24 protein-coding genes, 1 pseudogene and 1 riboswitch are annotated in these 26003 nt (G+C 72.6%); of the genes and pseudogenes, 14 read left to right on the forward strand and 11 right to left on the reverse strand.

Annotation, left to right across the window (positions count from 1 at the left end):
• Positions 1-104: 104 nt before the first annotated feature.
• Positions 105-542, forward strand: coding sequence for an alpha/beta hydrolase family protein (locus ABH925_RS09435; protein ID WP_370146828.1), 438 nt, complete (start codon positions 105-107; stop codon positions 540-542).
• A gap of 179 nt (positions 543-721) precedes the next feature.
• Positions 722-1114: a nuclear transport factor 2 family protein gene (locus ABH925_RS09440; RefSeq protein ID WP_370146830.1), complete on the forward strand. Its 393-nt coding sequence runs from the start codon at positions 722-724 to the stop codon at positions 1112-1114.
• A 108-nt stretch (positions 1115-1222) separates the two neighbouring features.
• Here ABH925_RS09440 and ABH925_RS09445 read toward each other — a convergent pair whose 3' ends face one another.
• Positions 1223-1774 (reverse strand): carboxymuconolactone decarboxylase family protein, encoded by a 552-nt coding sequence (locus ABH925_RS09445; protein ID WP_370146831.1) that lies wholly within the window; start codon positions 1772-1774, stop codon positions 1223-1225.
• A gap of 129 nt (positions 1775-1903) precedes the next feature.
• Here ABH925_RS09445 and ABH925_RS09450 point away from each other — a divergent pair, with 129 nt between their 5' ends.
• The 5 genes and pseudogenes from ABH925_RS09450 (at position 1904) to ABH925_RS09470 (ending at position 6317) form a co-directional block, all read left to right on the forward strand.
• Positions 1904-2524, forward strand: a complete 621-nt coding sequence (locus tag ABH925_RS09450) for an ABATE domain-containing protein (RefSeq protein ID WP_370146832.1) — start codon at positions 1904-1906, stop codon at positions 2522-2524.
• A 183-nt stretch (positions 2525-2707) separates the two neighbouring features.
• Positions 2708-3475 carry an FkbM family methyltransferase gene (locus ABH925_RS09455; RefSeq protein WP_370146833.1) on the forward strand — a complete coding sequence of 256 codons (768 nt, stop codon included), beginning with the start codon at positions 2708-2710 and terminating at the stop codon, positions 3473-3475.
• 162 nt (positions 3476-3637) lie between these two features.
• A pseudogene (locus ABH925_RS09460) lies at positions 3638-4117 on the forward strand (serine/threonine-protein kinase); the annotation flags it as partial.
• Between the two features lie 55 nt (positions 4118-4172).
• On the forward strand, positions 4173-4793 hold the full coding sequence (locus ABH925_RS09465; protein ID WP_370146834.1) for a hypothetical protein: 621 nt from the start codon (positions 4173-4175) through the stop codon (positions 4791-4793).
• Between the two features lie 181 nt (positions 4794-4974).
• A riboswitch (cyclic di-AMP (ydaO/yuaA leader) is annotated at positions 4975-5169 on the forward strand.
• A 2-nt stretch (positions 5170-5171) separates the two neighbouring features.
• The gene (locus tag ABH925_RS09470) at positions 5172-6317 is read left to right on the forward strand and encodes a transglycosylase family protein (protein WP_370146835.1); all 1146 of its coding nucleotides are present in this window, start codon (positions 5172-5174) and stop codon (positions 6315-6317) included.
• A 301-nt stretch (positions 6318-6618) separates the two neighbouring features.
• Here the strand turns inward: ABH925_RS09470 and ABH925_RS09475 are convergent, their stop codons facing one another.
• From ABH925_RS09475 to ABH925_RS09500, 6 genes are all read right to left on the reverse strand, one after another.
• A complete protein-coding gene (locus ABH925_RS09475) occupies positions 6619-7083 on the reverse strand; it encodes a hypothetical protein (protein WP_370146836.1) in 465 nt (154 codons plus the stop codon).
• Between the two features lie 254 nt (positions 7084-7337).
• Positions 7338-7562 carry a ferredoxin gene (locus tag ABH925_RS09480; protein ID WP_370147133.1) on the reverse strand — a complete coding sequence of 75 codons (225 nt, stop codon included), beginning with the start codon at positions 7560-7562 and terminating at the stop codon, positions 7338-7340.
• A 5-nt stretch (positions 7563-7567) separates the two neighbouring features.
• The gene (locus ABH925_RS09485) at positions 7568-8929 is read right to left on the reverse strand and encodes an NADH-ubiquinone oxidoreductase-F iron-sulfur binding region domain-containing protein (protein WP_370146837.1); all 1362 of its coding nucleotides are present in this window, start codon (positions 8927-8929) and stop codon (positions 7568-7570) included.
• A complete protein-coding gene (locus ABH925_RS09490; protein ID WP_370146838.1) occupies positions 8926-9687 on the reverse strand; it encodes a ferric reductase-like transmembrane domain-containing protein in 762 nt (253 codons plus the stop codon). The genes ABH925_RS09485 and ABH925_RS09490 overlap by 4 nt, the downstream gene beginning before the upstream one ends.
• The gene (locus ABH925_RS09495) at positions 9684-10631 is read right to left on the reverse strand and encodes an FAD:protein FMN transferase (RefSeq protein WP_370146839.1); all 948 of its coding nucleotides are present in this window, start codon (positions 10629-10631) and stop codon (positions 9684-9686) included. Before ABH925_RS09495 ends, ABH925_RS09490 begins: the two co-directional genes overlap by 4 nt.
• Before the next feature lie 187 nt (positions 10632-10818).
• Complete coding sequence (locus ABH925_RS09500) at positions 10819-12264, reverse strand: sensor histidine kinase (RefSeq protein ID WP_370146840.1); 1446 nt, start codon at positions 12262-12264, stop codon at positions 10819-10821.
• Between the two features lie 229 nt (positions 12265-12493).
• On the opposite strand from ABH925_RS09500, the gene ABH925_RS09505 reads away from it, so the two are divergent.
• Together ABH925_RS09505 and ABH925_RS09510 are read left to right on the forward strand one after the other, a co-directional pair.
• Positions 12494-12814 carry a hypothetical protein gene (locus ABH925_RS09505; protein WP_370146841.1) on the forward strand — a complete coding sequence of 107 codons (321 nt, stop codon included), beginning with the start codon at positions 12494-12496 and terminating at the stop codon, positions 12812-12814.
• Positions 12815-13007: 193 nt separating this feature from the next.
• Positions 13008-14045, forward strand: a complete 1038-nt coding sequence (locus ABH925_RS09510; protein WP_370146842.1) for a rod shape-determining protein — start codon at positions 13008-13010, stop codon at positions 14043-14045.
• A gap of 73 nt (positions 14046-14118) precedes the next feature.
• Here the strand turns inward: ABH925_RS09510 and ABH925_RS09515 are convergent, their stop codons facing one another.
• Both ABH925_RS09515 and ABH925_RS09520 read right to left on the reverse strand, forming a co-directional pair.
• Positions 14119-15006, reverse strand: coding sequence for a hypothetical protein (locus ABH925_RS09515; RefSeq protein WP_370146843.1), 888 nt, complete (start codon positions 15004-15006; stop codon positions 14119-14121).
• 77 nt (positions 15007-15083) lie between these two features.
• Positions 15084-16820 carry a protein kinase gene (locus ABH925_RS09520; RefSeq protein ID WP_370146844.1) on the reverse strand — a complete coding sequence of 579 codons (1737 nt, stop codon included), beginning with the start codon at positions 16818-16820 and terminating at the stop codon, positions 15084-15086.
• Between the two features lie 400 nt (positions 16821-17220).
• Between ABH925_RS09520 and ABH925_RS09525 the strand changes: the two genes are divergently transcribed.
• From ABH925_RS09525 to ABH925_RS09535, 3 genes are read left to right on the forward strand one after another with little or no spacing between them, the layout of a single operon-like run.
• Entirely contained in the window at positions 17221-18162 is a 942-nt protein-coding gene (locus tag ABH925_RS09525; protein WP_370146845.1) for an ABC transporter ATP-binding protein, read from the forward strand.
• Positions 18159-19550 (forward strand): ABC transporter permease, encoded by a 1392-nt coding sequence (locus ABH925_RS09530; RefSeq protein ID WP_370146846.1) that lies wholly within the window; start codon positions 18159-18161, stop codon positions 19548-19550. Before ABH925_RS09525 ends, ABH925_RS09530 begins: the two co-directional genes overlap by 4 nt.
• A 4-nt stretch (positions 19551-19554) precedes the next feature.
• A complete protein-coding gene (locus ABH925_RS09535) occupies positions 19555-22305 on the forward strand; it encodes an alkaline phosphatase family protein (RefSeq protein WP_370146848.1) in 2751 nt (916 codons plus the stop codon).
• A gap of 74 nt (positions 22306-22379) precedes the next feature.
• Here ABH925_RS09535 and ABH925_RS09540 read toward each other — a convergent pair whose 3' ends face one another.
• Entirely contained in the window at positions 22380-22820 is a 441-nt protein-coding gene (locus tag ABH925_RS09540) for a hypothetical protein (RefSeq protein ID WP_370146850.1), read from the reverse strand.
• A 185-nt stretch (positions 22821-23005) separates the two neighbouring features.
• Between ABH925_RS09540 and ABH925_RS09545 the strand changes: the two genes are divergently transcribed.
• Positions 23006-23554, forward strand: a complete 549-nt coding sequence (locus ABH925_RS09545) for an isoprenylcysteine carboxylmethyltransferase family protein (protein ID WP_370146852.1) — start codon at positions 23006-23008, stop codon at positions 23552-23554.
• A 62-nt stretch (positions 23555-23616) separates the two neighbouring features.
• Here ABH925_RS09545 and ABH925_RS09550 read toward each other — a convergent pair whose 3' ends face one another.
• A complete protein-coding gene (locus ABH925_RS09550) occupies positions 23617-24306 on the reverse strand; it encodes an RNase H family protein (RefSeq protein WP_370146853.1) in 690 nt (229 codons plus the stop codon).
• Positions 24307-24632: 326 nt separating this feature from the next.
• Between ABH925_RS09550 and ABH925_RS09555 the strand changes: the two genes are divergently transcribed.
• The gene (locus ABH925_RS09555; RefSeq protein WP_370146854.1) at positions 24633-25970 is read left to right on the forward strand and encodes an ammonium transporter; all 1338 of its coding nucleotides are present in this window, start codon (positions 24633-24635) and stop codon (positions 25968-25970) included.
• Positions 25971-26003: the final 33 nt, after the last annotated feature.

A 26003-nucleotide genomic window follows, 5' to 3' on the forward strand; every position in this document is an offset into this window, starting at 1 on the left:
CCGCTGAGTAGTACTTGTGCACCATCGGTGCCATCTCTTCCTCTGAATCCACGAGATCCAGTGTCCGTGATGTCCACCGATTGGGGGGAAGCCCCGCTGTCCGGGTGGCCCGTCACCTCGCGGCGCTGGGCCCCGGCCCGGGCACGGACGAGGCGGTGGCGGCGATGACCCGGCAGGCCGCGCTGGTGGCGGGTTCCGAACTCACGCCCGACACGCCGTCGGAGCTGCTGCCGTTCGGGTTCTCCGCGGCCTACTGGCTCGACCTGCGGGCGTACGACCCGGTCGCCACGGCAGCCGGACTTGCCTGCCCGATGCTGATCCTTCAGGGCGGACGGGACTACCAGGTGACCGTCGCCGACGATCTGACGCGCTGGCAGGCTGCGCTGGCACAGCGGCCCGAGGTGGCGATCCGGATTCACCAGGACGCCAACCACCTCTTCTTCCCCGGCAGTGGCCTCGCCACGCCGGCCGAGTACGCACGACCGGGGCACGTCGAGCCTGCGGTGGTGGACGAGATCGCGACCTGGCTGGCGCGGCCGTAGGGACGAGCCCGTTCCCCCTCCCGGATCGGCGCGGACGCCTCAGGCCCGTGCTGTGATCGCTGTGTTCGCCGGTTTGACCGGCCGCGTGGAACAGGCAGTGGTTGGATGAAGGGCGTACGCGGTCGGTTGAAGATCCGAAGGCTGACCGGGCAGGGCAGGGCAGGGCAGGGAGGATCGGGATGGGGACGGACCAGGTGGCGCTTGCAGCCGCCCTCCATGAGGCCGAGCAGCGGCTGCAGGCCGCTGTTCGATCAGGTGATGTCGAGGCACTGGACCTGCTCCTGGACGACCGTGTCGTCTACACGGGACCTGATGGCCGCTCCCTCACGAAGGAAGAGGACCTGGAAGCCCACAGGTCGCGGACCTTGGTCGTGGAGGTCTTCGACCAGCAGGACCTGCAAGTGACCATGGTGGGCTCAACGGGGATCACCCATGTGCTGGCCGGGCTTCAGGGCACCGCCGGGGGACAGCCGTTCGCTGCCCGCCTTCGCTACACCCGCACCTGGGTCCATGCCGACGGCACCTGGCGCGTCCTCGCCGCCCATGCCGGCGTCGCCCCTGACTTCGGCTAGTGCTCTGACCGCAGTGTGAAGGAGCCGTACGGGGGGACGAAGTGGTGGTTCCGCTGAGCCCGGTCCCGGCTGGTCGGGGGTCGGGGCCGGGCCGGCGGAGTCATGGGGTCAGGCCGCGCGGGTGCGCGGAGCGACGGCGGGCCAGTCGTTGTCGACCCCGGCGAGGATGTTGAAGTAGTTGGTCAGCACGTTCAGCGCAAGGTGGCCGACGACCTCGCCGATCTCGGCGTCGGTGGCACCGGCGTCGCGGGCGGCCTGCAGGCGGGTGTCGTCGACGCTGCCGCGGCCTCGGGCGATGGCGTCGGAGAGTTCCAGCAGGGCGGCGGCGTGCGGGTCGGACGCCGTGGCGTCACGGGCCTTGTCGAGCTCCAGCGCGTCGACCTTGGCGATGTTGGCGCCGATGTAGGTGTGTGCGGACAGGCAGTACGCGCAGCCGTTGAACTCGGCGGTGGCGATCGCCAGGCGCTCGCGGACACCGGCGGGCAGCACCCCGCCGGCCAGGGCGCCGGACAGCGCCAAGTACCCCCGGAGCAGCGCCGGGCTGTTGGCCATCACCTTGGTCATGTTCGGCGTGAGGCCGAGGGTCTTCTGGACGTCGGCCAGCAACTCCGCGGCCTGGCCGGTCGCGGTGGCGGGGGCGACGGGGGTGAACGCGTTCATCGGCACAGTACTTCCTCTCACTTCTAATGGTTTGTAGGTTCTATAACCATTAGAACCATGTCACGCGCACCGATGCCTGTCAACGGAAGACGCCGCTGGCAACCGTTAGAAGTGCGGTAGGGTTGTGGCATGGAGACGCGCGCGCCGCTTCTGGGTGAACCGCTGCCCGTGGAGCTGATGAACACGATCTGGGCCGACCGCGACGGCGTCCACGACGCACTCGGCGCGACGGCCGAGACCGAGGCGTGGCTGCGCGCCATCGCCCCCCGCATCGACCTGCCGACCGTCCCCGGCCTCGACGCCCTGGCGGCCAAGGACGTCGACCACCTCGCGCGGCGGCTGCGCGACCTGCGCGACGCCCTGCGCCGCCTCGCCGCCGAAGCCACCGGCGACCCGCGGCCGGCCGCGGCCTCCGCGACCGGGGCGCTCGACGACGCCCTCGACGCGGTCAACGACGCCGCCGGCGCGGTTCCGCGCTGGTCGGCTCTGACCTGGACTCCCGGCGAAGCACCCGTACGGCTCACCCGCACCAACGGCCAAGCCGCAGCCGCCACGGTCTCGGCCATCGCCGAGGAGGCGATCGCCCTGTTCAGCCAGGACGACCGGCTCGCGCTCCGGGCCTGCCTGGCCCCCGGATGCGTCCTGTACTTCCTCAAGGACCACCCCCGCCGCGAGTGGTGCTCCCCCGCCTGCGGCAACCGCGCCCGAGCCGCCCGCCACTACCAGCGCCACCGCGGCTCAACGGCCTGACGGGAGCGCAGTCGTCAACCCGGGGCCGGTGCCGCCGCCAACCGGAGGCTAGTCCCTTCACTAATCCCACACCATTAGAGTTCCTGGAGATCGGCGGGCCGGCCGGGGCCGAACGCTCCGTCAAGCACGCTCAACGGACGGCGGGTTGGTGCCCACCGGCAGCGCAGAGAGTGAGCGTTCCTCATGATCGCGATCGGTCTTGTCGAGCTCGACGAAGGTTTCAGCTGCTACGGGCTTCAGACGGACGGTGCCGTCCAGGAACTGAAGGCCATCTACGCCGAGATGTTCACCGACCACACCTACCTGCGGCACGGCATCACCGTGCCCGCCAACGGCTGCGTGCTGGACGTCGGCGCGAACGTCGGGATCTTCTCGCTGTACGTCAAGCGCCACTGGCCGCAGGCCCGAATCGTGGCCTTCGAGCCCATGCCGAGGACTCTCCAGGCCCTGCGCAGCAATCTCGAACTCCACCACGCCACCGACGTTGAGGTGGTACCGCACGGCCTCTCCGGTGACTTCGAGGGGCCCGTCACCTTCACCTTCTACCCCAACCTGCCCGGCAACTCGACCCGCTATCCCGATCAGAAGAAGCACGACCGCGACCACATCGCGAGCATGTGGGGAGACGGGGTGGGCGACCACCTGTATCAGGGCGAAGACGTGACCGTCACCGTGGAACGGCTGTCCACGGCGCTGGCGCGGTATCCCGGCATCGATCGCGTCGACCTGCTCAAGGTCGACGTGGAAGGCGCAGAACTCGACGTGCTGCAGGGGATCGACGACGCGGACTGGCAGCGCATCGACCAGATCGTGCTGGAGTTGCAGGACCTGGAGGGCACGCTCGACAGGGCCATGGGGATGCTCACCGCGCACGGGTTCTCGGTCAGGACCGAGGCGCCGGCAGCGCTGGCGCATCTGGACTACTACACGGTGTACGCCGTCCGCAGTTGAGAGGTGAGGTCAAATTTTTCCAAGCCAGGTCCGAGCGCATGGCGATAATGTCCCCGCCTGTGCACATGATCACCGTGGGCACGGCAAGTCGCTGGAGGCGTCGCCCCGGTCGTGAGACGTAGCTCCACGGCTCCCGGTCGCGCGGAGGAACGGGGGAGCGCGGTGCAGCCGCTGGAGGCGTCGGATCCGCAGCAGCTCGGCCCGTACCGGCTGCTGGCGCGGCTGGGCGAGGGCGGCATGGGCCGGGTCTATCTCGCGCGTTCGGCCGGCGGCCGGGCGGTGGCGGTCAAGGTGGTCCGGCCCGATCTGGCGGCGGACCAGCAGTTCCGCGATCGGTTCGCCCGCGAGGTGGCCATGGCCCGCGCGGTGACCGGCCCCTGGACCGCGCCGGTGGAGGGCGCGGACACCCGGGCGGCGACCCCCTGGCTGGCGACCGCGTATGTGCTCGGCCCGACACTCGGCGCTGCGGTGGCCGAGCACGGGCCGCTGCCGGAGCGCAGCCTGCGCGCCCTGGGCGCGGGCCTTGCCGAGGCGCTGTGCGGAATCCACGCGGTGGGCCTCGTGCACCGCGACCTCAAGCCCGGGAACGTGCTGCTCTCGCCCGGGGGGCCACGGGTCATCGACTTCGGCCGGGCTGACGCCGCTGCTCCGCTCCTGCTTCGCCAAGAACCCGGCCGCCCGCCCGACCCCGGCCGCAGTGGCTGCGGACCTGTGCCCGCAGGGCGCGGCGGCGGTGCTGGCCGGCGGCAAGGTGCTGGTGAAGGCCAACCTCAGCAAGGACGCCACCGAGGTGGCCGACCTGCAGGCCTACGACCAGGCGACGGGCACCAGCAGTTGGACCTACCCGGGGGTGGCCGCGCTCGATGTGTCCCACGTTCGCGTGGCCGGGAACCGCGTCGTGATGCGCGAGGAGCTGCGGACGGCGCTGGTGATCGACCCGGCCACCGGCACCAAGACCGGCGAGTTCGGGGGGAACCAGTTCGGGGCTCAGGTCATCGTCGTGGAGAACACCAACGGCAGCACCGTCTACACCTGGGGGCTCGTCGAAACCCCCGGCGTCGGCTGGACGATGAACGACCCGGTCGGGATCGCCGCCTGGGACTCCGTGGCGGGCAAACTCGGCGCCGATCTGCTGCTGGTCCCGGCGGCCGGCGGCGCGGACGGCTTCTGGGCGATCAACGCCTCCGACGGCTCGGTCCGCTGGCGCTACAGCGAGCCGGTCACCCGCACCGACGCCTGGATGGTGGCCGAGGACCCGACCGGCACTCTGGTGGCGGCCCGTCAGGGAAACACCCTGGTGGCCCTCCCGCCCCAGTGACCGGGGCCCGCCTGCCGGGGCGCTCGTTCCCGTGCAATCGGTGTGACAACATGTCATTTCTCCCTCAATGGGACATAAGGGATGCCTGTGTGCTGATCCCCTGTGGCCGTCGTCACAGCCAGTTGCACTGCGGCCTCCCTTCTGTCTAGCGTGCAGCCTGTTCGCATCTAGCGGAACCTCGCACTCCGGAACGCCGAATTCTGCCGGCGGAGGTCGAGGGCGCCCACAAACATCACCACGGCAGAGGCGGGGGAACCAGGTAAGTCGCCGCAGCGCACCCGGCTGCGGCTTGGGGTGAAGCCGTGCTTCGGCGCGGCCGGGCTACCTCACGGCCCGAATCCGACAGCTCACCTCGCAGGCGTCGGAGAGGCTTCTGTCATGCTCATGCCTGGAAATGGCCGTCATCGTCGCCCCCGTACCAACCAGGCCAAGCGCCTGGTCGCCACCGCCGGCGTGGCCGGCGCGGGCATAGCCATCCCGCTCGTCGGCACGACGAGCGCCTTCGCCGCCCCGGTCTCGACCTGGGCCCAGGTCGCCCAGTGTGAAAGCTCCGGCAACTGGTCGATCAACACGGGCAACGGCTACTACGGCGGACTGCAGTTCTCCGCCTCCACCTGGGACGCCTACGGCGGCCAGCAGTATGCCGCCACCGCCGACCAGGCCACCCAGAGTCAGCAGATCGCCGTCGCGGAGAAGGTGCTCGCCTCGCAGGGTCCCACTGCCTGGCCGGTGTGCGGCCCCCAGGCCGGCCTGAGCCAGGGCGGCGCACCCGCCAGTGTCAGCACCGCCTCCGCCGGCTCCGGCGCATCCTCCTCCAGCAGCGGTGCCGCCCAGGCCTCGGGCGACTCCGAGGGTTCGGAATCCCCGGCTCCGGCGCAGCAGTCCTCGACCGCCCAGGCGGCCCCGGCCGCACCCACCACGGCCGCACCCACCACCGCAGCGCCCACCACCGCCGCGCCCACCACCTACACCGTGGCCTCCGGCGACTGGCTGTCCACGATCGCGCAGTCCCACCACGTGGCCGGTGGCTGGCAGACGCTGTATCAGCTGAACCGCTCCACCCTGACTGACGGCCCGAACATGATCTTCCCGGGTCAGCGTCTTCGTCTGACCGGCGGTGCGTCGAACAGCTCGGCCCAGAGCGGCGCCGCCCAGAACGAGACACAGGTCCCCGCGACCCAGAGCACCGGCGCCCAGTCGTCCTCGGGCTCGACCGCCGCCCCCGCCGCCAACCTCTCCGGCGACCCGCAGTCCATCGCCGCGCAGATCGTCCCGGCCGACCAGCTCGCCTCGTTCGACCAGATCATCTCCCACGAGAGCGGCTGGAACGTCAGCGCCACCAACCCCTCCTCCGGTGCCTACGGCCTGCCCCAGTCGCTGCCCGGCGACAAGATGGCCTCCGCCGGCGCCGACTGGCAGACCAACCCCGCCACCCAGCTGCGCTGGGCGCTGGACTACATGAACACCACGTACGGCAGCCCCAACCAGGCCTGGGCCTTCTGGCAGGCCCACAACTGGTACTGACGGACCGACTCCTGCCCGGCGCCCGCCCGCCGCACGGCCTCCCCTGTTGGGGAGCCGTGCGGCGGGCTGCTGCGTCGGTGGACCGTCCCCCGCCTCAAGCCCGACCCCGGCCGGTGCCGAAGGGGGCTCGCTCTTCGGGTGGTCGGCGAAATACGGGCCGGACCGGTCCCTTTCCAGCAGCCTGGTGTACGCGTCCAGGAAATCAGCGCACTCCTGGCTGTTCATTCTCTGGGCCTTTTAACTCCGGGGAATGCCGGGCTGGATTCCCAAGGCCGGAGTGTTCCACGGGGATTCGGTGCGGTCAGTTGGACGCCGCGCTGCGCTGCCGCGGTGACGTGCCCGCGCGTTCTCGGGTACCCCCGACGGCCGGCCTGCTGGCGAGGGCCTGGGTGAGAGCCAGGGTCAGCAGCACGACTTCCACCGCGATGCTGACCAGTCCCAGGGGCTCGGTCCAGTTGCCCCTGTCGTCGCTGTAGTCCGGCAGCCCCGGGCCGCGCGACAGGATGTAGCCGAGGAGCGGCCCCAGGGCCACTCCCGCGATGGCGAGCCAGAACAGGACGCGCGACGGGAGACTGCGGCCGGCGAACAGGGCCAGGGCGCAGAGCACGCCGGTGGCCTCCAGGGCGTAGTAGCCGATGCCGACGTAGGTGGGGGTCTTGTTGCCGGGGAATCCGCCCTGGTCCTGGACGTGGATCCAGGCCACGGCCAGGCACAGGACCGCGGCGGCGAGGCGAGGCGCCAGGGAGTCGCGAAGGGGTCTGGACATGGGCATGCCAAGCCTTTCGGTAAGGCTGCCCCAGGGAGTCCGGGCGTGATTGATCGATTCCCCTGGGTGCGGCCGGAGAATGACGTTACTCAAGAGTAAAACGGACTTGTCGGAGGTCGGTCAATATCTGAATGGGGAGGCGAACGGGTGCAATTACTAAGAAGTGGCTAAGTTGCCTGGTAATGCCTCGTGATCGATTTATCCGGCCCCGAAAATTAATTCCGTCCGGCGCTCCGAGCGTGCCGGGCGTCGGATCACTTCCCCGCTCTGCCGAGCCGCAGTGCCAGCACCGGGCAGGCCGCGACCGCGCGGCGGGCGTGCGCGGCGAGTTCCGCGGGGACGGCCGTGCTGTGCACGATCGGATAACCCCACTCGTCGAGGGAGAGCAGTTCGGGCAGCAGTTCCGCGCAGGCCCCATGGCCTTCGCAGGCGATGCGGTCGATCCGCAGGACGCGATCACCGGGACGGTTGAAGACCATCGTGCTCACCGCCACTCGTGCGCGCCGGGGACCGCGCCGCCGGGCACGTCCAGCACCAGGGGCCGGGACGCCGCCGGGCAGGGCCCGAAGCGCAGATGGCGTTCGGTCTCGGCGGCGAAGGTACGCAGGGCGGTGGCGGCGAGTCGGGACGCGCCGTCCGGGTGCCGGCAGGCGCCGCGGCCGGCCAGCAGTCCGACGCGCTGTTCGAGGCGGCGCACCGCTGCCGGGTCGGTGCGGCCGTGGGCGAGCGCGGCGAAGTCCTCGGCGACGGCGGGCAGACCGAAACGGCACGGCCCGCACTGCTGCGCCCCGTTGCGGGCCAGGAAGGCCAGCACCGATGCGGTCTCGGCCAGGCCGCACGCGCGTTCGGGCAGGGCGACGAGCACACCCGCCCCGGGGCCGGCGCCGAGGGCGGCGAGATCCTCCTTGGCGAAGCGGACCGGCATCGCGCTCGCGGCAGGCAGCCAGCTGCCGAAGAATCCACCGAGCAGGACGGCGGAGAGCGGCTCGTTCGGTGCGCCGCCGTGGTCGAGCAGCCGGCCCAGAGTGGCGGCCATGGGTACCTCGTAGACGCCGGGGTGGTGGACCGCGCCGGCCAGGGTCACCAGGGTGGTTCCGGGCGCGTCGGGGGCGCCGGCCTCGCGGTACCAGGCGGGGCCGTAGCGTGCGATCAGCGCCAGGTGTGCCAGCGTCTCCACGTTGTCGATCAGCGTGGGCCGATCGCCGACGCCCCGCTCGAACGGGCGCGGTGGCGTCGAGGTCGGCCGGGCGTCACCGCCGTTGAGCCAGTTGACCAGTGCGGACTCCTCGCTGGAGACGTAGTGGTGCGGCAGTTGGTGCAGCTGGACCGGGACGGTGTCGAGGCCGCGGCGGTCCCGTTCCGCGAGAGCCGCGCGCAGTTCGCGGGCCTGCTCGGGGCGGGTGCGGGCGATACACAGGTGCGCCTGGTCGGCGCCGACGGCGCGGGCGGCCAGCGCGATCCCGTCCAGGACGAGGTGCGGCGCGAGTGCGAGCAGGGTCCGGTCCTTGGCGCTGGCGGGTTCGCTCTCCATGCCGTTGGCGATCACGACGGCCGGGCCGCGGCCGGTGGCCACGGCGTGCAGCTTGCGCCCGGTCGGGAAGGCGGCGCCGCCGCGACCGGTCAGGCCCGCCTCCTCGGCCGCGCGGGCCAGCAGCGGGCTGCTGCCGCGCCGGGCCCCGCGTTCCACGGGCGGGGGGCCGTAGCGGTCGAGGTGGTCGTCGAGGTCGGCGGCGCGCCCGGTGCTGAACCAGCCGGAGAGTAGGCGGGTGCCGTGCGGGCCGGCCTCGGCCCCGGCGGCCCCGGGGGTCGTGCCGGTGACGTCGAAGGCGGTGGTGTCGGACGTCATCGCGACGCTCCTTCCGGTTCGGACAGTGCCAGTCGCTGGGACGAGGCGGTGACATGGGCCGAGCCGGTGACGGCGACTGGTCCCACCGCTCCGGCGGCCCGGTGCGACCAGCCCGGCTGCAGCGGTCCGACGTGCAGGAACGCGACCAGCGCCACCGGTATGGCCAGCGTCGCCACCCCGGCCCACAGGCGCACCGCGGTATGGCCGGGCCCGGCCCGGTACAGCCGCCACCAGACGGCGACCACGACGACGGCCAGGCAGCAGCCATAGACCGCGAGTTGGAGTGGGGCCGTGGTGTCGGTGCCGGTGCCGGCGGCATGGAAGACGGCGACCGGCCAGGAGGCGTAGGCCAGCCAGTGCACGGCCTTCCAGCGGCGCTGCCCGATCCGCAGCCGGACGGCGCTGGTGGCCGCGATCGCGAGGAGCAGGTCGAAGGCGACGGTGCCCAGGCCCAGCCAGAGCGTGCGGTACGACGCGGTGAAGGGCAGCACCGTGATCAGCCAGCCGAGGTGGACGAAGGAGTCCAGGATCGCCGTGACGATGTGCAGGGCGAGGAAGACCAGCGTCAGCACCGAGAGATTGCGGTGCAGTGTGCTGATCTCGAAGCGGGCGACGGAGCGTGGCGCGTGACGCCCGCCGACGGCGACACCGAGGGCGACAGTGGCTGTCAGCAGCACCAGCGCCACGGTGCCGCCCGCGCGCGTTGCGTACCAGAGCGGGCTGGGTGAGCCGGCGGCGGCCAGCAGTGCGGTGGTCACTGTGCGGCTCCGCGGGCCGGGGCGTCCTGCGGCCACCCGCAGACGGGAACGACGCCGCCGTCCACGTGCACCAGCCGTGCGGGCAGACCGGACTCGCGCAGCATCGCCGGCGCGTCCGGCCCCAGCACGAGCGCCGCGGTGGCCGCGCCGTTGGCCTGCACGCAGGACCCGGCGGCGACCGTGACCGTGCGCCAGAACGGGGCGGGATTGCGGCCGGTGCGGGGGTCGACGATGTGGTGCAGCCGCTGCCCGGCGCGTTCCCAGCTGCGGACGGCGGTGCCGGAGGTGGCCACCCCGCCGCCGTGGACGCAGACGACGGGCGAGTCGGGCCGGGGTGCGCGGTGGTCGTCGGCGACGGCGATCCGCCAGCCGCCCTCCGGGGCCTCGCCGCCGGTGGCCAGGTCGCCACCGAGGTTCACCAGGACGCCGCAGCCGGAGGCCTCCGCCACCAGCCGGGCGGCCCGGTCCGCGGCCCATGCCTTGGCGGTGGCGCCCAGGTCGAGGGCGGCTCCCGGGGGCAGCCTCAACCGCCGGCGCGCCGGCGCCCAGTCGACAGAGCGCAGCCCGGGGGCGGCAGCCGTGACCGGCGGCCCCAGGCCCTCAGGACGCAACGAGGCGAAGGTGCGGTCGTAACCGAGGCCGACCAGGGCCGCGCCGACCGTGGGGTCGACCAGCCCACCGCTGGCCTCGGCCACCTGCCAGGCGACGTCGAGCGCTTCGGCGAGCAGGGGGCCGACGGTGACGGCGGTCCCGGCGTTCGCGTTGGCCAGGGAGAGCTCGGAATCGGGCCGGAAGCGGCTGCAGGCCGCGTCGATCGCGTCCAGTTCGGCACGCAGCGTGCGCAGTGCCAGGTCCAGCTGGTCGGGGTCGGCGACCAGCAGTTCCGCTGTGGTTCCGAAGACCGGGAAGGCGGCTTTGGCGGGTGCGTGGACGAAGGTGTTCATGATCCGCCCGTGGTGGTGTGGGTGGGCCGCGGAACAGGCGCGATCGCGCCTACTCGACCAGGGTGCCCAGCGGGAGGTCGGATTCCGGTTCAGAAAAGACTAAGAACTGGGAAGCATTGGCGTTTCCGCAGCTCGGAGCGGTGGTCTCACTCGAAGCTGCGGTCTCGGCAGTGGCGGGAGGGCGCGGTCAGCCGGCGGGCCGGTCCGTCCCGGTGCCGCCGGCCCCGGGGGCGGCGGGGGCGTCCGGTCCCCGGGAGGGACGGCGGTCCCGGCGGGCGTGGCCACCCCCCGGGGGCGGGGCCGGAAGGCTGAGGCGGACGGTGAGCCCTCCGCCGGGCGTGGGTTCCAGCGCGGCCCGGCCGCCGTTGGCGGTGACCAGGCGGTGGACGATGGCCAGGCCGAGGCCGGTGCCCCCCGCCCTGGCCGTGCCGAAGCGGCGGAAGGCGTGCTCCCGGGCCGACTCGTCCATACCGGGGCCGTTGTCGACCACCCGCAGCAGCACGTCGCCCTGCTGCTCGTCGCGACCGGTCACCACCTGGACCAGGCCGCCCGGGGACACCGCCTCCAGGGCGTTGGCGAGGAGGTTGTCCAGGATCTGCTCCAGGTCCCCGGCGCCGAGCTGCGCGGTCAGCCTGGACGGCCCCCGCGCGGTCAGTTCCAGACCGCGTTCGGCGGAGAGCGGCTCCCAAACCGCGATCCGGTCCGCGACCACCTCGTCCACCCGCACCGCCAGCTGCCGTGGCACCGAGTTCTCCGCTCTGGCGACCGCGAGGAGGCCGTCCACCAGCCGGGAGAGCCGGGCGATCTCGTCCTGGGCGCCGCCCAGCTCCTGGGCGGTGTCGCCCTCGGCGTCGGCGGCGAGCAGATCCAGCCGCAACCGCAGCGCGGTCAGCGGGGTCCGCAGCTGGTGCGAGACGTCGGCGACGACGGCGCGGTGTCCGTGGATCAGCGTCTCGGTGCGGGCGGCCATCGCGTTGAAGGTGGCGGCCAGCCGCCGGACCTCGGGCGGGCCGTGGATGACGGTGGCCCGGGCGTCGAGACTGCCCTCGCCCAGGCGGGCCGCCGCGTGATCCAGTTCGACCAGGGGGCGGCCGACCCAGCGGGCCAGCCGGACCGCGACCAGCACCGAGGCGCCGAGGGCCCCCAGCGCGCACAGGCTCAACCAGCCCCAGATGGCCAGCAGTTGGTCGTTGAGACCGTCGGTGGAGCGGGAGAAGAGGAGCACCCCCGACGGCGGTAGCGTGTCCCCGACGGGGACCGCAAGGGTGAGCCGGTCGTCGTGTTGGCCGCTCAGGGTCCGGCCGGTGCGCAGCACCTCGGTCACCGTGTCGGCCTCGGGCAGTGCGGTGGCCCGGCAGGGGGTGGCGAGCAGCAGGACGCCGTTCCCGTCGTAGATCTGGGCGCACTCCCCGCGGGCGGCGGCGTCCGCCACCTGTTCGCGCATGTCGGCGTCGGAGTGGTTGTCCGACAGGTGCTCCTCGGCGGCGGAGGCGACCGTTCTGGCCTTCGCGGCGGTCTCCTCGCGGAACGAGTCGTTCTCGCGCTGGGCCATGACGATGCCCAGCGGCACCACGGCCAGCACCAGGAGAGCGACGACCAGGGCGAGCACGCTGAGCGCGATCCGCCTGGTCACGAGGGCCGCCCCGGATCGTCCCCGACCACCGGTACGGACGGCGGGACTGCCGCGGTCGCTTCCGTGCCTTGTGCCATCGTTCCAGCGTAGAGGGCCTGAAGCCGGGCCAGGGTCGGTGCGGGGCTGCGCCGCAGGTCTTTACCGGATCTGAAGCAGTCCTGAACGCGGGGTTGACGGGCACTCACGCACACTGGGGGAAGTACTCCGCGCGTCTGGCCTGGAGGCCGCCGTGACATCAGCCGTCCCCCCTGGTCGACAGACCGCTCCCTGGGCGCAGGGCGCCCGGCGCCGCGCCGACGGGCTGCGGCACGTCCGCGGCGTCACCCGGTGGACGTCGGTCACCGCGGCCGGTGCCACCCTGCTGCTCGGGCTCGGCTACGCCCACGCGCTGCCCTCGCTGTCCGATTTCGGCGTCCACGACCCCTCCGGCAGCGGTTCGGGCGGCAACGGGACCGGAAACCCCGGTGGTTCGGGCTCCGGCGGTGCGCAGGCGCCGTCGCTGCCGGGCGCGGGAGGCGGGGGCGCGCACACCGCCACGGGCGCGTCCTGATTCGCTCCCGCGCACGTCGCCGACCGGGCCGTCGTCCGCCGTGGCCGGGGTCCTCCGGATGGCGGTCCGGCCTGGCGGGCCGGTACGGGGGTGGGCAGGGTGAACCTCAGCGGCCGGTCCGGCGGACGGATTCCGGAACCCCGGGTGGGCCGCTCGCCGGCACGGTGCTGACGCCGCTGAAAGGGGAACCCTCGTGGTGCTTGGCTTCACCAACCGCGTGCTCGCGGTCGACCTCGGCACCTCCCGCGTCCGCGTCTGGCGGCCCAGGGGCGGCATCGTGCTGGACGAGCCGTCGGTGGTCGCCGTCGACCTGCGGCAGGGCCGGGCCTGCGCCGTGGGGGCCGCGGCCAAGCACATGAGCGGCCGCACCCCGACCGGTGTCACCGTGGTCCGGGCCGTGCAGGACGGACGGGTCGGCGATTTCGAGGCGGTCCGGATCCTGGCCCGGCGCGCCCTGGAGTGCGGCCCCCGCACGCTCCTGGACGGGATGCGTCCCACCGTGCTGGCCTCCGTGCCGGTCGACTGTCCCGGTGTCCACGAGCGCGCGTTGGAACAGGCGTTCCTGCAGGTGGGTGCGGGCCGGGTGATCATGGTGCCGGCCCCGCTGGCCGCGGCCGCGGGCAGCAGGGTCCTGCTGGGCCAGGACGCCGGCGGCCTGCTGGTCGACCTGGGTGCGGGCACGGCCGACCTGGCGGTGTTCGCGTACGGCCGGATGGTCGCGGCGAGGTCCCTGCCGGTGGGCGGGGACGCCCTGGACCGCGCCGTGGTCGCCCGGATCCGCCGGGACCACCGCATGGAGATCGAGCCGGTCGCGGCGGAGCGGCTGCGGGTCGCCGCCGAGGCACCGGCGGACGTGCACGGGCGGACGGTCCTGGAGGTCAGGGGACGGCACATCGGGCGCAACGCGCCGGTGGTGGCGCGGGTGGGCGTCGCGGAGATCCACGACGCGCTGGCACCCCTGCTCGCGGGCCTGGTGGACGCGATCGCGGACACGCTGGCCCGATGTCCCGCCGAGCTCGGGGCGGACATCCTCGACTGCGGCCTCGCCCTGACCGGCGGCCTGGCCCACGGCGCCTGGACGCGGGCCCGGCTGCAGGACGCGCTCGGAGTGCCCGTCGCGGCACCCGAGGACCCCGACGTGCGCACCATCCTCGGGCTGGGAGCCCTGTCCGCGTCCCCGCAGATCACCGCACGCGGGGCCGACGTGTGGTCCGCGGCACCGGTGTGCTGAGCGGCGGTGGGCGATGGCCCCGCACCGCGGCCACCGTGGTGCGACGCGTGCCGGGCCGTCAGCGGCGGGTGTGTCAGCGGCAGGTGTAGTCGAAACCGGCGGCGGCCTGCGCGGAGGTCGGCGAGCTGAGCCTGAGGACGGCGGTGCCGTGGAAGGAACCGCTGCCCTGGACGGTCCAGCGCAGCGGCAGCTCCACCTGGCTCATGTCCGCGGTCACCTCCTGGGTGAGCGGGCCGCTGCTGGTGCCGTCGCCGCGGATCCACTGGTAGTGCAGCGTGCCCGCACGGCCGTTGGTGTGCACGGTCGCGGTCAGACTCTCCACACCGCCGCAGGAGAGCGTGGCGGGCGCGGCGTTCACCGAGACCGACGTCACCGCGATGGGCGGGCCGAAGGGCCGCCAGAGCAGCCAGGCGGCCACCGCGGCCAGCAGCGCGAGCAGGAGCAGGAGCAGCAGCAGCCATGGCCGGCGACGGCGCTTCCGCTCCTGGGGCGGCTCCGCCGCCGCCTGTCCGACCGTGGCGCCGCGCCACACCGCGACGGTGCGCGCCGTCCTGGGATCGGGCACGCCCGGCCCGAACCGGATCCCCGTCCCCAGCGCTGCCGGGTCCAGGTCAACGGCCGCGTCGGCGGCCTGCGACGCGAGGCCGGGCGGCGCCGCCACCGTGTTCGACAGCAGCGTCGGCGGCAGCTCCGCCCGGGTCGTCGCCGTCAGGCCGTCGAACTCCGGCTCCGCCGGCATCCGGACGGTGGGCTGCTCGCCCGGCTCCCTCACCTGTTCCTCGGTCAGAGGCGAGTCCAGACGCACGGTCACGTTCTCGGACGCCGCCGCCGACGCCGGTGTGGACGGCAGCTCCACGGTGAAGGCCTCTGCCCGTGGCACGGTGATCTGCTCCGCCGACCGCACGTCGACGGTCACGGCCTCGGCGGACGACGGGTCCCCGACCTCTTCTGGAGAACGCATACGCTGGTCTGCTCCTTCTGCTCTGCCCCGTGCTGCTCTGCCCAGTGCTGCTCTGCCTCGTGATGGCCTGGCCGTGATCAGCCGGGTACGCACAGACTGCGGAGCACGATCGGCGTGCCGCCGGAGAGGTACTGGCCGTAGTAGGCGGGGGACTGGCTGGACACCGGGTAGTAGCCGTAGTTGCAACTCGCCGGAGAGATCGCCACGTTGGTGAAGCCGCGCGCCCTCAGGGCCTGTCGGGCCGTGACCGGGTTGGCGCCCGTCTCGTTCAGGTACGCGCGGCAGTCGGGAGCCATCGCGGACAGGCTGATCGCCGTTGCGGCCGTCCCCTGGCTGCCACCGGCGGGGCTCTGCGCGTACACCCCCTGCGGGCCGGTGCATGCCGTGGCGTCGACGGAGATCCTCGCCCGGGCGAAGCCCGCACCGGTCAGCCGCTGCTCGGCCGCCGCCGCCGACAGCCCGAGCACCGAGGGCACCGTCAGAGCGGCGGGCGGTCCGGCCGAAGGCGTGCCGCCGGCGGGTGAAGGGGTGGGCGACCCGGGCGCCGGCGTCGCACCGGGCTTCGTCGGTGTCGCCGCCGGCGGGGCGGAGGCGGTGGCGGGATTCGGGGACGGCGACGTGCTGGGGGAGGCCGACGCGCCGGTGGACGGCGCCGCGCTGCTCGGCGACGTCGTGGACGCGGCCGTGGAGGGGCCGGCCGTACCCGGCGCCGCCGTAGCGGCGTAGGTGCTGACGGCGACGGGCACCGAGCCGCCGGCCGGGCCGACCGCCGCGACACCCATCGCGCCGAGCAGGACCACCCCGCCGATGCCGGCGGACAGGGCCACCTTCCTGGGGACCGGTCGCCTCCGCCCCGGCGCGGGCGGCGGGATGACCGGGGGGCCGAGCACCGTCGTCGCCAGCGAGGTGGTGCTGCCCGGGATACCGCCCGCCGAGGGGAAGAGCAGGGGCAGCAGCGCCGCCAGGGCGAGCAGGTCGGCCTGTCCGCGGCGCTCCCAGTCGGGTCCGTAGGCTGCTCCCGCGACGGCTTCCAGCTCCTCCACGAAGGCCGCGGCGCCGGCGGGCCGTTCCTCGGCGTCCTTGGCGAGTCCGCGCAGGATCAGCGGCCGGACGGGTTCCGGGGTCTCCTCGGCCGGGATCGGCGCCGTGGTGTGCTGGACCGCCAGCTCGATGAGGGTCGTGCCGGGGTAGGGGCGCGCTCCGGTGAGGCACTCGAAGAAGGTGGCGGTGGCGGCGTAGACGTCGGAGGCCGGCGAGGCGGGCCGACCGGCCCACTGCTCGGGGGACATGTACGGCGGGGTGCCCGCGATGGCGCCCTTGCCCTTCTCCAGGCGGTGCCCGCTGCGCACGGCGATGCCGAAGTCCACGAGCTTGGACGAGCCGTCCGCGCTGACGAGCACGTTCTCCGGCTTGTAGTCGCGGTGCACCACACCGACCCGGTGCGCTGCGGCCAGGCCGAGCAGTGAGCCCTTGAGCACGACCAGTGCCGCCTCGGGGGTGGTCGCTCCCGCCTCCCGCAGCAGGGCCCGCAGGGCGATGCCGTCGACCAGCTCCATGACGATGGCCGCGCCGCCGGGCTCCTCGACGTACTCGTACAGCCGCACCACGTAGGGCGATTCCAGGCCGTCCAGCAGACGTGCCTCGGCGCGGAACTTCTGGAGGTAGTCGGCGTCCTGGGACAGGGCCGGAGCGAGGTACTTGATCGCGACCGGGGTGCCGGTCTCCTCGTGCAGGGCGAGCGCGACCCGCCCGCTCCCACCGGATCCCAGCTCCCGTATGTCCTGGTAGCCGCTGACCGACCACTCCATGTTCATCCCCCTCGTCCTCGCCACGCTCATGCTCATCACGAAAGAACGGCCCCCCGACCACCGGCAGCCGTCGGACCCGTTCCGGCCCCGAGCGGTCGCGAGGCCGGGGCCGGGTGACGCGGCGGGGCACGCCGACCGGGTCACCGACCTCCGCCCGGAGCCGGGGCAGGGCCGAATGCTAGCGGTCCTCATTCCGGCCGGGCCGCCGGGGGTGGCGTCCGGCCGTGCTGTGCAACGCCTGAGAGCCGGCCATGCGCCTGGGCTGAATGTGGCGCCCCGTCAACTGTGCACCGATGTCCGCCCCCGGGGAGTCGGTCGTCTGCCGTTTCACAGGGGTTCAACCAGTGGCTCCTGACTGTGCTGTGCCAAGGTCCTACGTTTCCTGGGAGGCGGGTGAGAAGGGACTATGGACACACAACTTGCGGTGCGGGCTCGTGGGACGACCAAGTGCTTCGGTGACGTCGTCGCGCTCGACGGCGTCGACCTGGATCTGGGGCAGGGCCAGATCCACGGCCTGGTCGGGCCGAACGGCGCCGGCAAGACCACGCTGCTCGGCCTGCTGCTCGGTCTGGTCGTCGCCGACGGCGGCAGCCTGGAGGTCCTGGGCAGGCCGGTCGGGCGGGCGCTCGCGGCCCCCCGAGGCGTCGCCGGCTTCGTCGACGGGCCCGGCCTGTACCCCTCGCTGACCGCCCGGCAGAACCTCGCCGCGCTGGCCACGCTGCGCGGGCAGGACGCGCGGACGGCGCGGATCGACCAGGTGCTCGGTGAGGTCGGGCTCACCGAGGTCGCCGACGACCGCGCCCGCGGCTTCTCCCTGGGCATGCGTCAGCGGCTCGGGCTGGCCGCGGCGCTGCTCACCCGCCCCCGGCTGCTGGTGCTCGACGAGCCCTCCAACGGCCTCGACCCGGCCGGCAAGAAGCATGTGCACGGCGTCCTCACCCGGCTCGCGGCCGAGGGCACCACCGTCGTGCTCTCCAGTCACCGCATGGACGACCTGGAGTCGCTCTGTTCCGAGGTCACCATCCTCGCCACCGGACGGGTCCGCTTCTCCGGCCCGCTGGGCAAGCTGGCGGCCGAGAACCGCGAACTCGACTACCGGCTGCTCAGCTCCGATCCGCCGGCCGCGCGCCGGCTGGCCGCCGAGGCGGCCGGGGTCCGGGTCGTCGAGGACGCCGGGGCCTGGCACGGCGCCGAGGTGCTCGTCGTGCGCGCGCTGGTACCCGCCCTGGAACAGCTGGTGGCGGGGCTGGTGCGGGCGGACATCGCGGTGCGCGGGCTCGCCCCGGTGATCTCGCCGCTGGAGGCCGCGTTCCTCGCCCTCACCGAACAGCAGGAGGCCGACCGATGACCGCGAGCCTTGACGGCAGCGCGACCGTCGCCGACGTCGACACCGACCCCGACGTCGACACCGACGACCTCCACGTCCCGGTGACCCGGGTCTACCGCTTCGAACTGGTCAAGCTCGTCTCGCAGTGGCGGATCCGGCTGCTGGCGCTCGCCTGCTGGATCGTGCCCGGGCTGTTCGTCGCTGCGGTGAGTCGGCAGAGCACGCTCCCCAGCGACACCCTCTTCGGCCGGTGGATGCACGCCACCGGCTGGGCCGGACCCCTGGTCGTCCTCGGGTTCGCCGGCTCCTGGGCGCTCCCGCTGCTGACCTCGGTGGTCGCCGGCGACGTGTTCGCCGCCGAGGACCGGCTCGGCACCTGGCGCCATCTCCTGGTCGCGGTCCGCTCGCCGCAGCGGATCTTCGTGGCCAAGGCCCTGGCCGGCCTCACCGTCCTGGCACTGCTGGTGGCCGGACTGGTCGCCTCCAGCGCGGCCGGCGGGCTCGCGACCGTCGGCAACCAGCCGCTGGTCGGCCTGGACGGCCATCTGCTGACGCCGTCGGACGCCGCCGGGAGCGTCCTGCTCGCGTGGGCCTGCGCGCTGGCCCCCACCCTGGCGCTCGCCGCGATCGGCCTGCTCGGCTCCGTCGTGCTCGGGCGCTCCCCGATGGGCCTGCTCATCCCGGCGCTGGTGGCGGTCGCGATGCAGCTCGCCCAGATGCTGCCGCTCCCGGTCGCGGTACGCCTGGCCCTGCCCGGCTACGCCTTCATCGCCTGGAACGGGCTGTTCACCAGCCCGGCACAGCTCGGCGAGCTCCTCATCGCCATCGCGGTCAGCCTGGCCTGGGTCGTGGTCGCCACCGCCCTGGCCTACCTGCTCTTCGTGCGGCGGGACTTCACCAGCGCGACCGACGACGGCATCGGGCGCCGCGCGATCACCCTCGCCCTGCTGGCGCCGGCCGGACTGCTCGCGCTCACCGTCGGGGCCGTCGCCGTGGCCACCCCGTCCGCGGGCTCGGGGATCTCGCAGGCCAAGGTGCAGCAGTCGGTCGCCACCGCGTTCGCCCACCTCTACCGGATGCAGACCGCGCAGCTCAACCGTCCCGCCGTCACCGAGACGCAGCTGCAGGTCACGGCGGCGTGCGACCGGAGCGACGGCCAGGTCGACCCCGAGGGGCCGGGCGCCGACTGGCGCTGCGTCGTCACCTGGCACCTCCCCGGCACCGCGGCCCCGGGGACGGCGATCTACCAACTGAACGTCACCTCCAACGGGCGGTTCGAAGCCGACGGCGACGGACCGAAGGAAGTGAACGGCTACTTCCTGGTGCACACCCCGACCGGGGACGCATCGAACCCGCTGTGGCAGTTCGACGGCAATGTCGAACTGCTCTCCACCTCCGCGAAGGGATGACTCCATGCAGGTAACACGTCGTCGACGTGTCGAGAAGGAGCACTTCGTCTTTCTGGGCAGGCGTGTCGGCCGCCGGGCAGCGCTGGTCACGGCATGCATCACGGCTGCCGCCCTGGCCACCGGCACCGCCGCCGCCGAGACCCGGCAGTTCGGCACCCAGCAGGTCGGCCAGGTCACCGCCAAGGGCCAGGTCATCTCCAGCGACCAGTACATCGCCCCGTACGGCAGCCGGCTCGTCATCAACGACGGCAAGCTGATGTCGTCCACGGTCAGCCCGGACGGCAGGCATCTCGCCGCCGCGGTGACCGACGGCGATGCGGCGCTGGTCGTGGTGAACCTGGCGACCGGGCAGGTGCAGCAGCGCGTCGGCAGCTCCTCCACGGACGACCTGCACATCAGCAGCAGCGCCGTCGGCCAGGAGGGACCGACGTACTCGCCCGACGGCTCGCAGCTGTGGCTGGGCCAGACCGACGGCTACACCAGGTTCACCGTGAACCCGGACGGCAGCCTCGCCAACCCGACGACCGTCTCGATCCCGGCCGACGGCGCCAAGCACGCGCTGGTGGCCGCGGCGGTGTTCTCGGCCGACGGCTCCACCGTCTACTCCGCGGTCAACGGCCAGAACCGGGTGGTCGCCATCAACGCGGCGACCGGGGCCGTCGAGCAGAGCTGGGCGGTGGGCAACGCCCCACGCGGCATGGTCCAGGTCGGCCACAAGCTCTATGTCAGCAACGAGGGCGGGCGTCCGGCGAAGCCCGGCGACACCACGCTCAACTCCTACAACACCCAGGTGCCGGCCAGCCCGGTGACCGGTGCCACCACCACCGGCACCGTCAGCGTCATCAACCTGGCGCGCCCGTCCGCCGCCGTCGGGACCATCAACGTCGGCCTGCACCCGACCGCGGTCTACGCCAAGCGGGGGGCGGTGTTCGTCACCGACACCGCCACCAACGACGTGTCGGTCATCGACTCCTCCCGCGACCGGGTCGTGCAGACCATCTCCACCCAGCCCTGGCCGGAGGCCACGGTGGGCTACGAGCCCGACGCGGTGACGCTCACCGACGACGGCCACCTGCTGGTCACCCTCGGCCGCGCCAACGCGGTCGCGGTCTACCGGTACACCAGCCCGCAGGAGCCGGTCAGTTATGTCGGCCTGCTGCCCACGGACTACTTCCCCGCGGAGATCACCACCGTGGGCAAGACCGTGGTCGTCTCCAACACCCGTGGTGTCGACGCCCTCCGCCCCGACCCCAGCGGCGCGCACAACACCCACGACACCACGTCGAGCCTGACGCGGTTCACCCTGCCCAGCGACCGGGTCATCAGTTCCCAGACGGCCAAGGTCTTCCAGCAGAACGGCTGGACCAACGGCGCGGTCGCGACGGCGAACGCGCACAGGGCGAAGCCGGTGCCGGTGCCGGCACGGCTCGGCGACCCCTCGACGATCAAGCACGTCTTCCTGATCGTCAAGGAGAACCGGACCTACGACCAGGTCTTCGGCGACATTCCGCAGGGCAACGGCGACCCCGCACTGGCGCAGTTCGGCGAGAACGTGACGCCCAACCAGCACGCCCTGGCCGAGCAGTTCGGGCTCTACGACAACACCTACGACATCGGCACGAACTCCGCCGAGGGCCACAACTGGCTGATGCAGGCCGACGACCCGGAGTACACCGAGTCCTCGGCCGGTGAGTACCTGCGCAGCTACGACACCGAGGACGACGCTCTCGGCCACCAGAAGTCGGGCTTCCTGTGGACCGGCGCGCAGGCGGCCGGCAAGTCCGTGCGGGACTTCGGCGAGTTCCAGCAGTTCCTGACCAAGCCGGCCGACGCGAGCTGGCAGAACCTGTACTGCGACGCCAAGAACATGGGCGCGACCGGGCAGGGCACCGGCTACACCCTGAACTCCTCCTCGCCGATCCCGTCGCTCAACAGCGTGTCGGTGCCCGGCTTCCCGAAGTTCGACACCAGCGTCCCGGACCAGTACCGGTACCAGATCTGGAAGCAGGACTTCGAGAAGAACGGCCCGGCGAACCTCAACATGTTCTGGCTCTCCAGCGACCACACCGGCGGCCCGCCGAGCCCGGCCGCCCAGGTCGCCGACAACGACCTGGCCACCGGCAAGATCGTCGACGAGATCTCGCACAGCCCGTACTGGAAGGACTCGGCGATCTTCGTCGTCGAGGACGACTCCCAGGCCGGCCTCGACCACGTCGACGGCCACCGCGCCCCGATCCAGATCATCAGCCCCTGGGCCCAGCACGGTGTCGTCGACGACCACTACTACACGCAGATCACGATGATCCGCACCATCGAGCAGATCCTCGGGGTCCACCCGATGAACCAGAAGGACACCGCGGCCAGCCCGATGACCGCGGCCTTCACCAACAAGCCGAACTACACGCCGTTCACCGCGGTGCCCAACCGGACCTCGCTCACCGACGGTCTGTCCACCCCGCCCAGCTGCGGCGTGGACCACCCGGCGCCACAGGACACCCGGGCGGCTCTGGTGCCGTCGACGACGGCGGTGCCGGCGCCCGAGCAGGCCGTCGCGGCGCAGTGGGCCACCTGGAAGTCGCAGCAGCGGCTGACCGGTCCCAACGCGGTCCCCGACTACGCGAACCCCGAGCAGATGAACCACCTGACCTGGTACGAGACCCACAACTGGAAGACGCCGTACCCGGGCGAGACCAAGATCTACGCGCCGAACGACGTGCCCGGCGCCTACATCCCCTCCTCGGACACCGAAGGCTGACGGTCTGGCGCGACCCCGTCAGCGGCCCCGGGCCGGCCTCACCGCCGGCCCGGGGCCGCTCGCACGCGCGGGCGCTACCCGCGTCCGGCAGAGCCGCGCGACCACCAGCGCCGCTTCGCAGCCGCGGGCCCGGGGGCCGCCGGTGGCGGGGGAGCGGCAGGGCGCTCGGTGGCCCCGGGATCCGGGGCCGGGGCAGGGCCGGAGGGGGTGTCGCCGCCCGTCGGCGGGTGCAGGCCCTCCCGGGCGTACTCGGTCGTGGCGATCACCTCGACCAGTTCCTGCTCGGACATCCGCTCCGAGCCCCGCACATGCGGCACGAACCCCATGAGCACGCCGTCCTGCAGCACCTCGGCCTCCAGTCCGAGCGCGTCGCTGCTGTCCCAGATCGCCTCACCCTCGTCGTCGGCGAGCACCACCCGCACGGCGAACTCGTAGACGCCCAGCTCGGCCAGGTGCGCCAGCACCCCGCGCGCCCGCAGCGCGGCCACCAGCCGCTCGGCACGTTGCTCGTCCATCCTGAACACCGCCTTCCGGTTCCCCTCACCCACAGTAGGCCGGGGTGCGCCGAGGGCGCGCCGGTCTCAGCCCTGGACACGAGCTGCTTGGGCCTCGAACGCGTGCGGCCTCGCGGGTGCCGCCGGATCGCCGGGCGACGCCTACGCTGGACGGAGAACGTCCGAGCAGCCGGGAGCAGATGCTCATGAAGGTCGTCGCCCTCGTCATCTTCCTCGGCTGGGCCCTGTTCTGGCTCTACTGGCTGATGGCGTCCATCGGCGTGAAGTCGGGGACCGGCGCATGGCGTCGCGGTGCGCTCGTCCGGGTACTGATCCTGGTCGTCGTCCTCGCCGTGCTGCGCACCCGGGCGATGCGAGGCCTGGCGCTCAACCGCGATCCGTGGCTGGAGGGCGTCGGTCTGGCCCTGTTCCTGCTGGGACTGGCCCTGGCCGTGTGGGCCCGGGTGCACATCGGCCGCAACTGGGGCATGCCCATGACGCAGAAGGCCGATCCGGAGCTGGTGACGACCGGTCCGTACCGGACCGTCCGTCACCCGATCTACTCCGGGATCCTCCTCGCGATGCTCGGCACCGGGGTCGCGGTCAGCCTGTACTGGCTGATACCGGCCGCGGTGCTCGGCGGGTACTTCGTCTACAGCGCCGCGATGGAGGAGCGCTACCTGGCGGAACGTTTCCCCGACACGTACCCGGAGTACAAGCGGTCGACCAGGATGCTGATCCCCTTCGCCCTCTGACCTCCCCGGACCGAGCTGACGGCGCGAGCGCGGCCGTCTGCTCGTCCGTGGCGCGGTGAGCCTCAGGCGAATTCCGCGGCGCACTGCGGATGGCCCCAGCTGGAACCCACCTTGGTGATGGTGTCCCCCTTGGCGTAGGGGCGGGAGCAGGGGCAGTTGCCCGGGTAGCGGGCTGCCAGAGTGCGCGCTGACCCGCCCGGGGCGGGGGGCTTGGCGTCGGTGCGCGACGGACGGGTGCTCCTGGCCCGCCCGGCCGGGGTGACCGGGGCCGGGGCCGGGAGGTCGGCGCCGGTGCCGCTCGCGTCCTGCTGCTGACGGGCGGCGTCGCTGGCGGCCTTGTCGGCGATCGCGTTGAGAGGGTCGCCGTCGACCTGGTGCGCCGGAACGTAGACGAAGGAGACGTCGCGACCGGACAGCAGCTCGTCGATGTGCTGGATCAGCGCCTGGTTGGCGACCGGCTTGCCGCCGGCCGTGCGCCAGTTGTTGCGCTTCCAGTTGACCAGCCACTTGGTGACCGCGTCACGGGTGTAGGTGGAGTCGAGCCGGACCTCCAGCGGCACCGACGGGTCGGTCGCCTCCAGCAGCTGCTCCAGCGCGGTCAGTTCACCGATGTTGTTGGTGCTGTGCCCCAGCGCGCCCGCGCGCCAGCGCTGGGGGACGCCGGTGGCGTCGGCGATGACGTAGGCCCAAGCGGCGGGCCCTGGATTTCCTTTGGCGGCGCCGTCACAGGCGGCGATGATGCGGTCGACCATGTCCTGATCATCCCAGGTCGGCACCGCCTGAGGTTGCCATCGGCCGGCGGCTGGTGGAGCCGGCCCGGTGGCCCGCTACCCGACGGCGGACGCCGGGGAGCTCCGGCGCCGCATGGACGGAGCCGAGGACACCCGCAGGGCCGTGCTGCGCCGGTCGGCTTTTTGCCATCCCGTGACTGATCGATCGGTTGTGGTGGCCCTAGGGTCTCCTCCGGCGCCCGGTACGTCGCCCGAGGAGACCCCTCAGGCGGGTGGACCGGGCATCGGACCGTCGTGGCACGTCGGAACCCTGGCGTGCCCCGTTCGCATCGGCCTGGGAAGGCGCCATGAAATTCGACTTCGCACATGTGGACACCGGGTCCACCGCCTGGGTTCTGGTCAGCGCCGCGCTGGTGCTGTTCATGACGCCGGGCGTCGCGTTCTTCTACGGGGGCATGGTTCGCACCAAGCATGTCATGAGCATGCTCTTGCAGAACTTCATCACCATCGCCCTGGTCAGCGTGGTGTGGGTGGTGCTCGGCTACTGCCTGGCATTCGGGAAGGGCAACGGCTTCATCGGCGACCTGCACTTCGCGGGCCTCGCGCACATGGACGAGACGGTCCCCGGCTTCACCGGCGCGAGCGCGATGGCCATCCCGCCGCTGGTCTACGTCATCTACCAGATGATGTTCGCGGTCATCACGCCGTCGCTGATCACCGGGGCCACGGCGGACCGCTGGCGGTTCGCCTCGTTCGTGCCCTTCGTCGTCCTGTGGTCGCTGCTGGTCTACAGCCCGGTCGCGCACTGGATCTTCTCGCCGGTCGGCTGGGCGGCGAAGCTGGGGGTGCTCGACTTCGCGGGCGGCATCGTGGTGCACACCACCGCGGGAGCCGCCGCACTGGTCATGGCGATCGTCCTGGGCAGACGGCGCGGCTGGCCCGGCCGGTCGATGCCGCAGAGCAACCTGCCGCTGATGCTGGTCGGAGCGGCGATCCTGTGGTTCGGCTGGTTCGGGTTCAACGGTGGATCAGCCCTGGGCGCGAACCAGTTGGCGGCCAGCGCGTTCATCAACACCAACACCGCCGGCGCCGCGGCGCTGCTGGCCTGGCTGGTCGTGGAGCGTCTACGGCAGGGCAGGGCCACCACCCTGGGCGCCGCCGCGGGCGCCGTCGCCGGTCTTGCCGCGGTCACTCCCTGCGCGGGGTACGTGAGCCCGCTGGGCGCGCTGGCGATCGGGGCGGCCGCCGGCGTGCTCTGCGCCTTCGCCGTCGAGTGGAAGCACCGTCTGGGCTACGACGACGCGCTCGACGTGGTGGGTGTGCATCTGGTGGGCGGCGTGTTCGGTGCGCTGGCGGTCGGACTGTTCGCCACCAAGTCCGTGAACGCGGCCGGCGCGAACGGACTGTTCTACGGTGGCGGCCTGGCCCAGTTGGGCAAGCAGGCGATCGGCGTGGGCGCGGCGTTCGGCTACACCGTGGTGGTGACGCTCGTCATCGCCCTGTTCCTGAAATGGGTGACCGGCAACCGCGTTTCCGCACAGGAGGAAGAACTCGGCCTGGACCTGAGCCTGCACGGCGAGAGGGCGTACTCGTTCGCCGAGTCCCCGGACCCCGCCGAGCAGATCGAGCCCGGCGGGGAGAGCGGCGGCGAGAGTGTCGACGAGTCGCAGCCCGTCGGCTTCTAGGGCGATGGCCGTTCGGCGCTCACCCCGCTCAGG

Source organism: Streptacidiphilus sp. EB129, from assembly GCF_041262645.1.
Lineage (GTDB): Bacteria > Actinomycetota > Actinomycetes > Streptomycetales > Streptomycetaceae > Streptacidiphilus.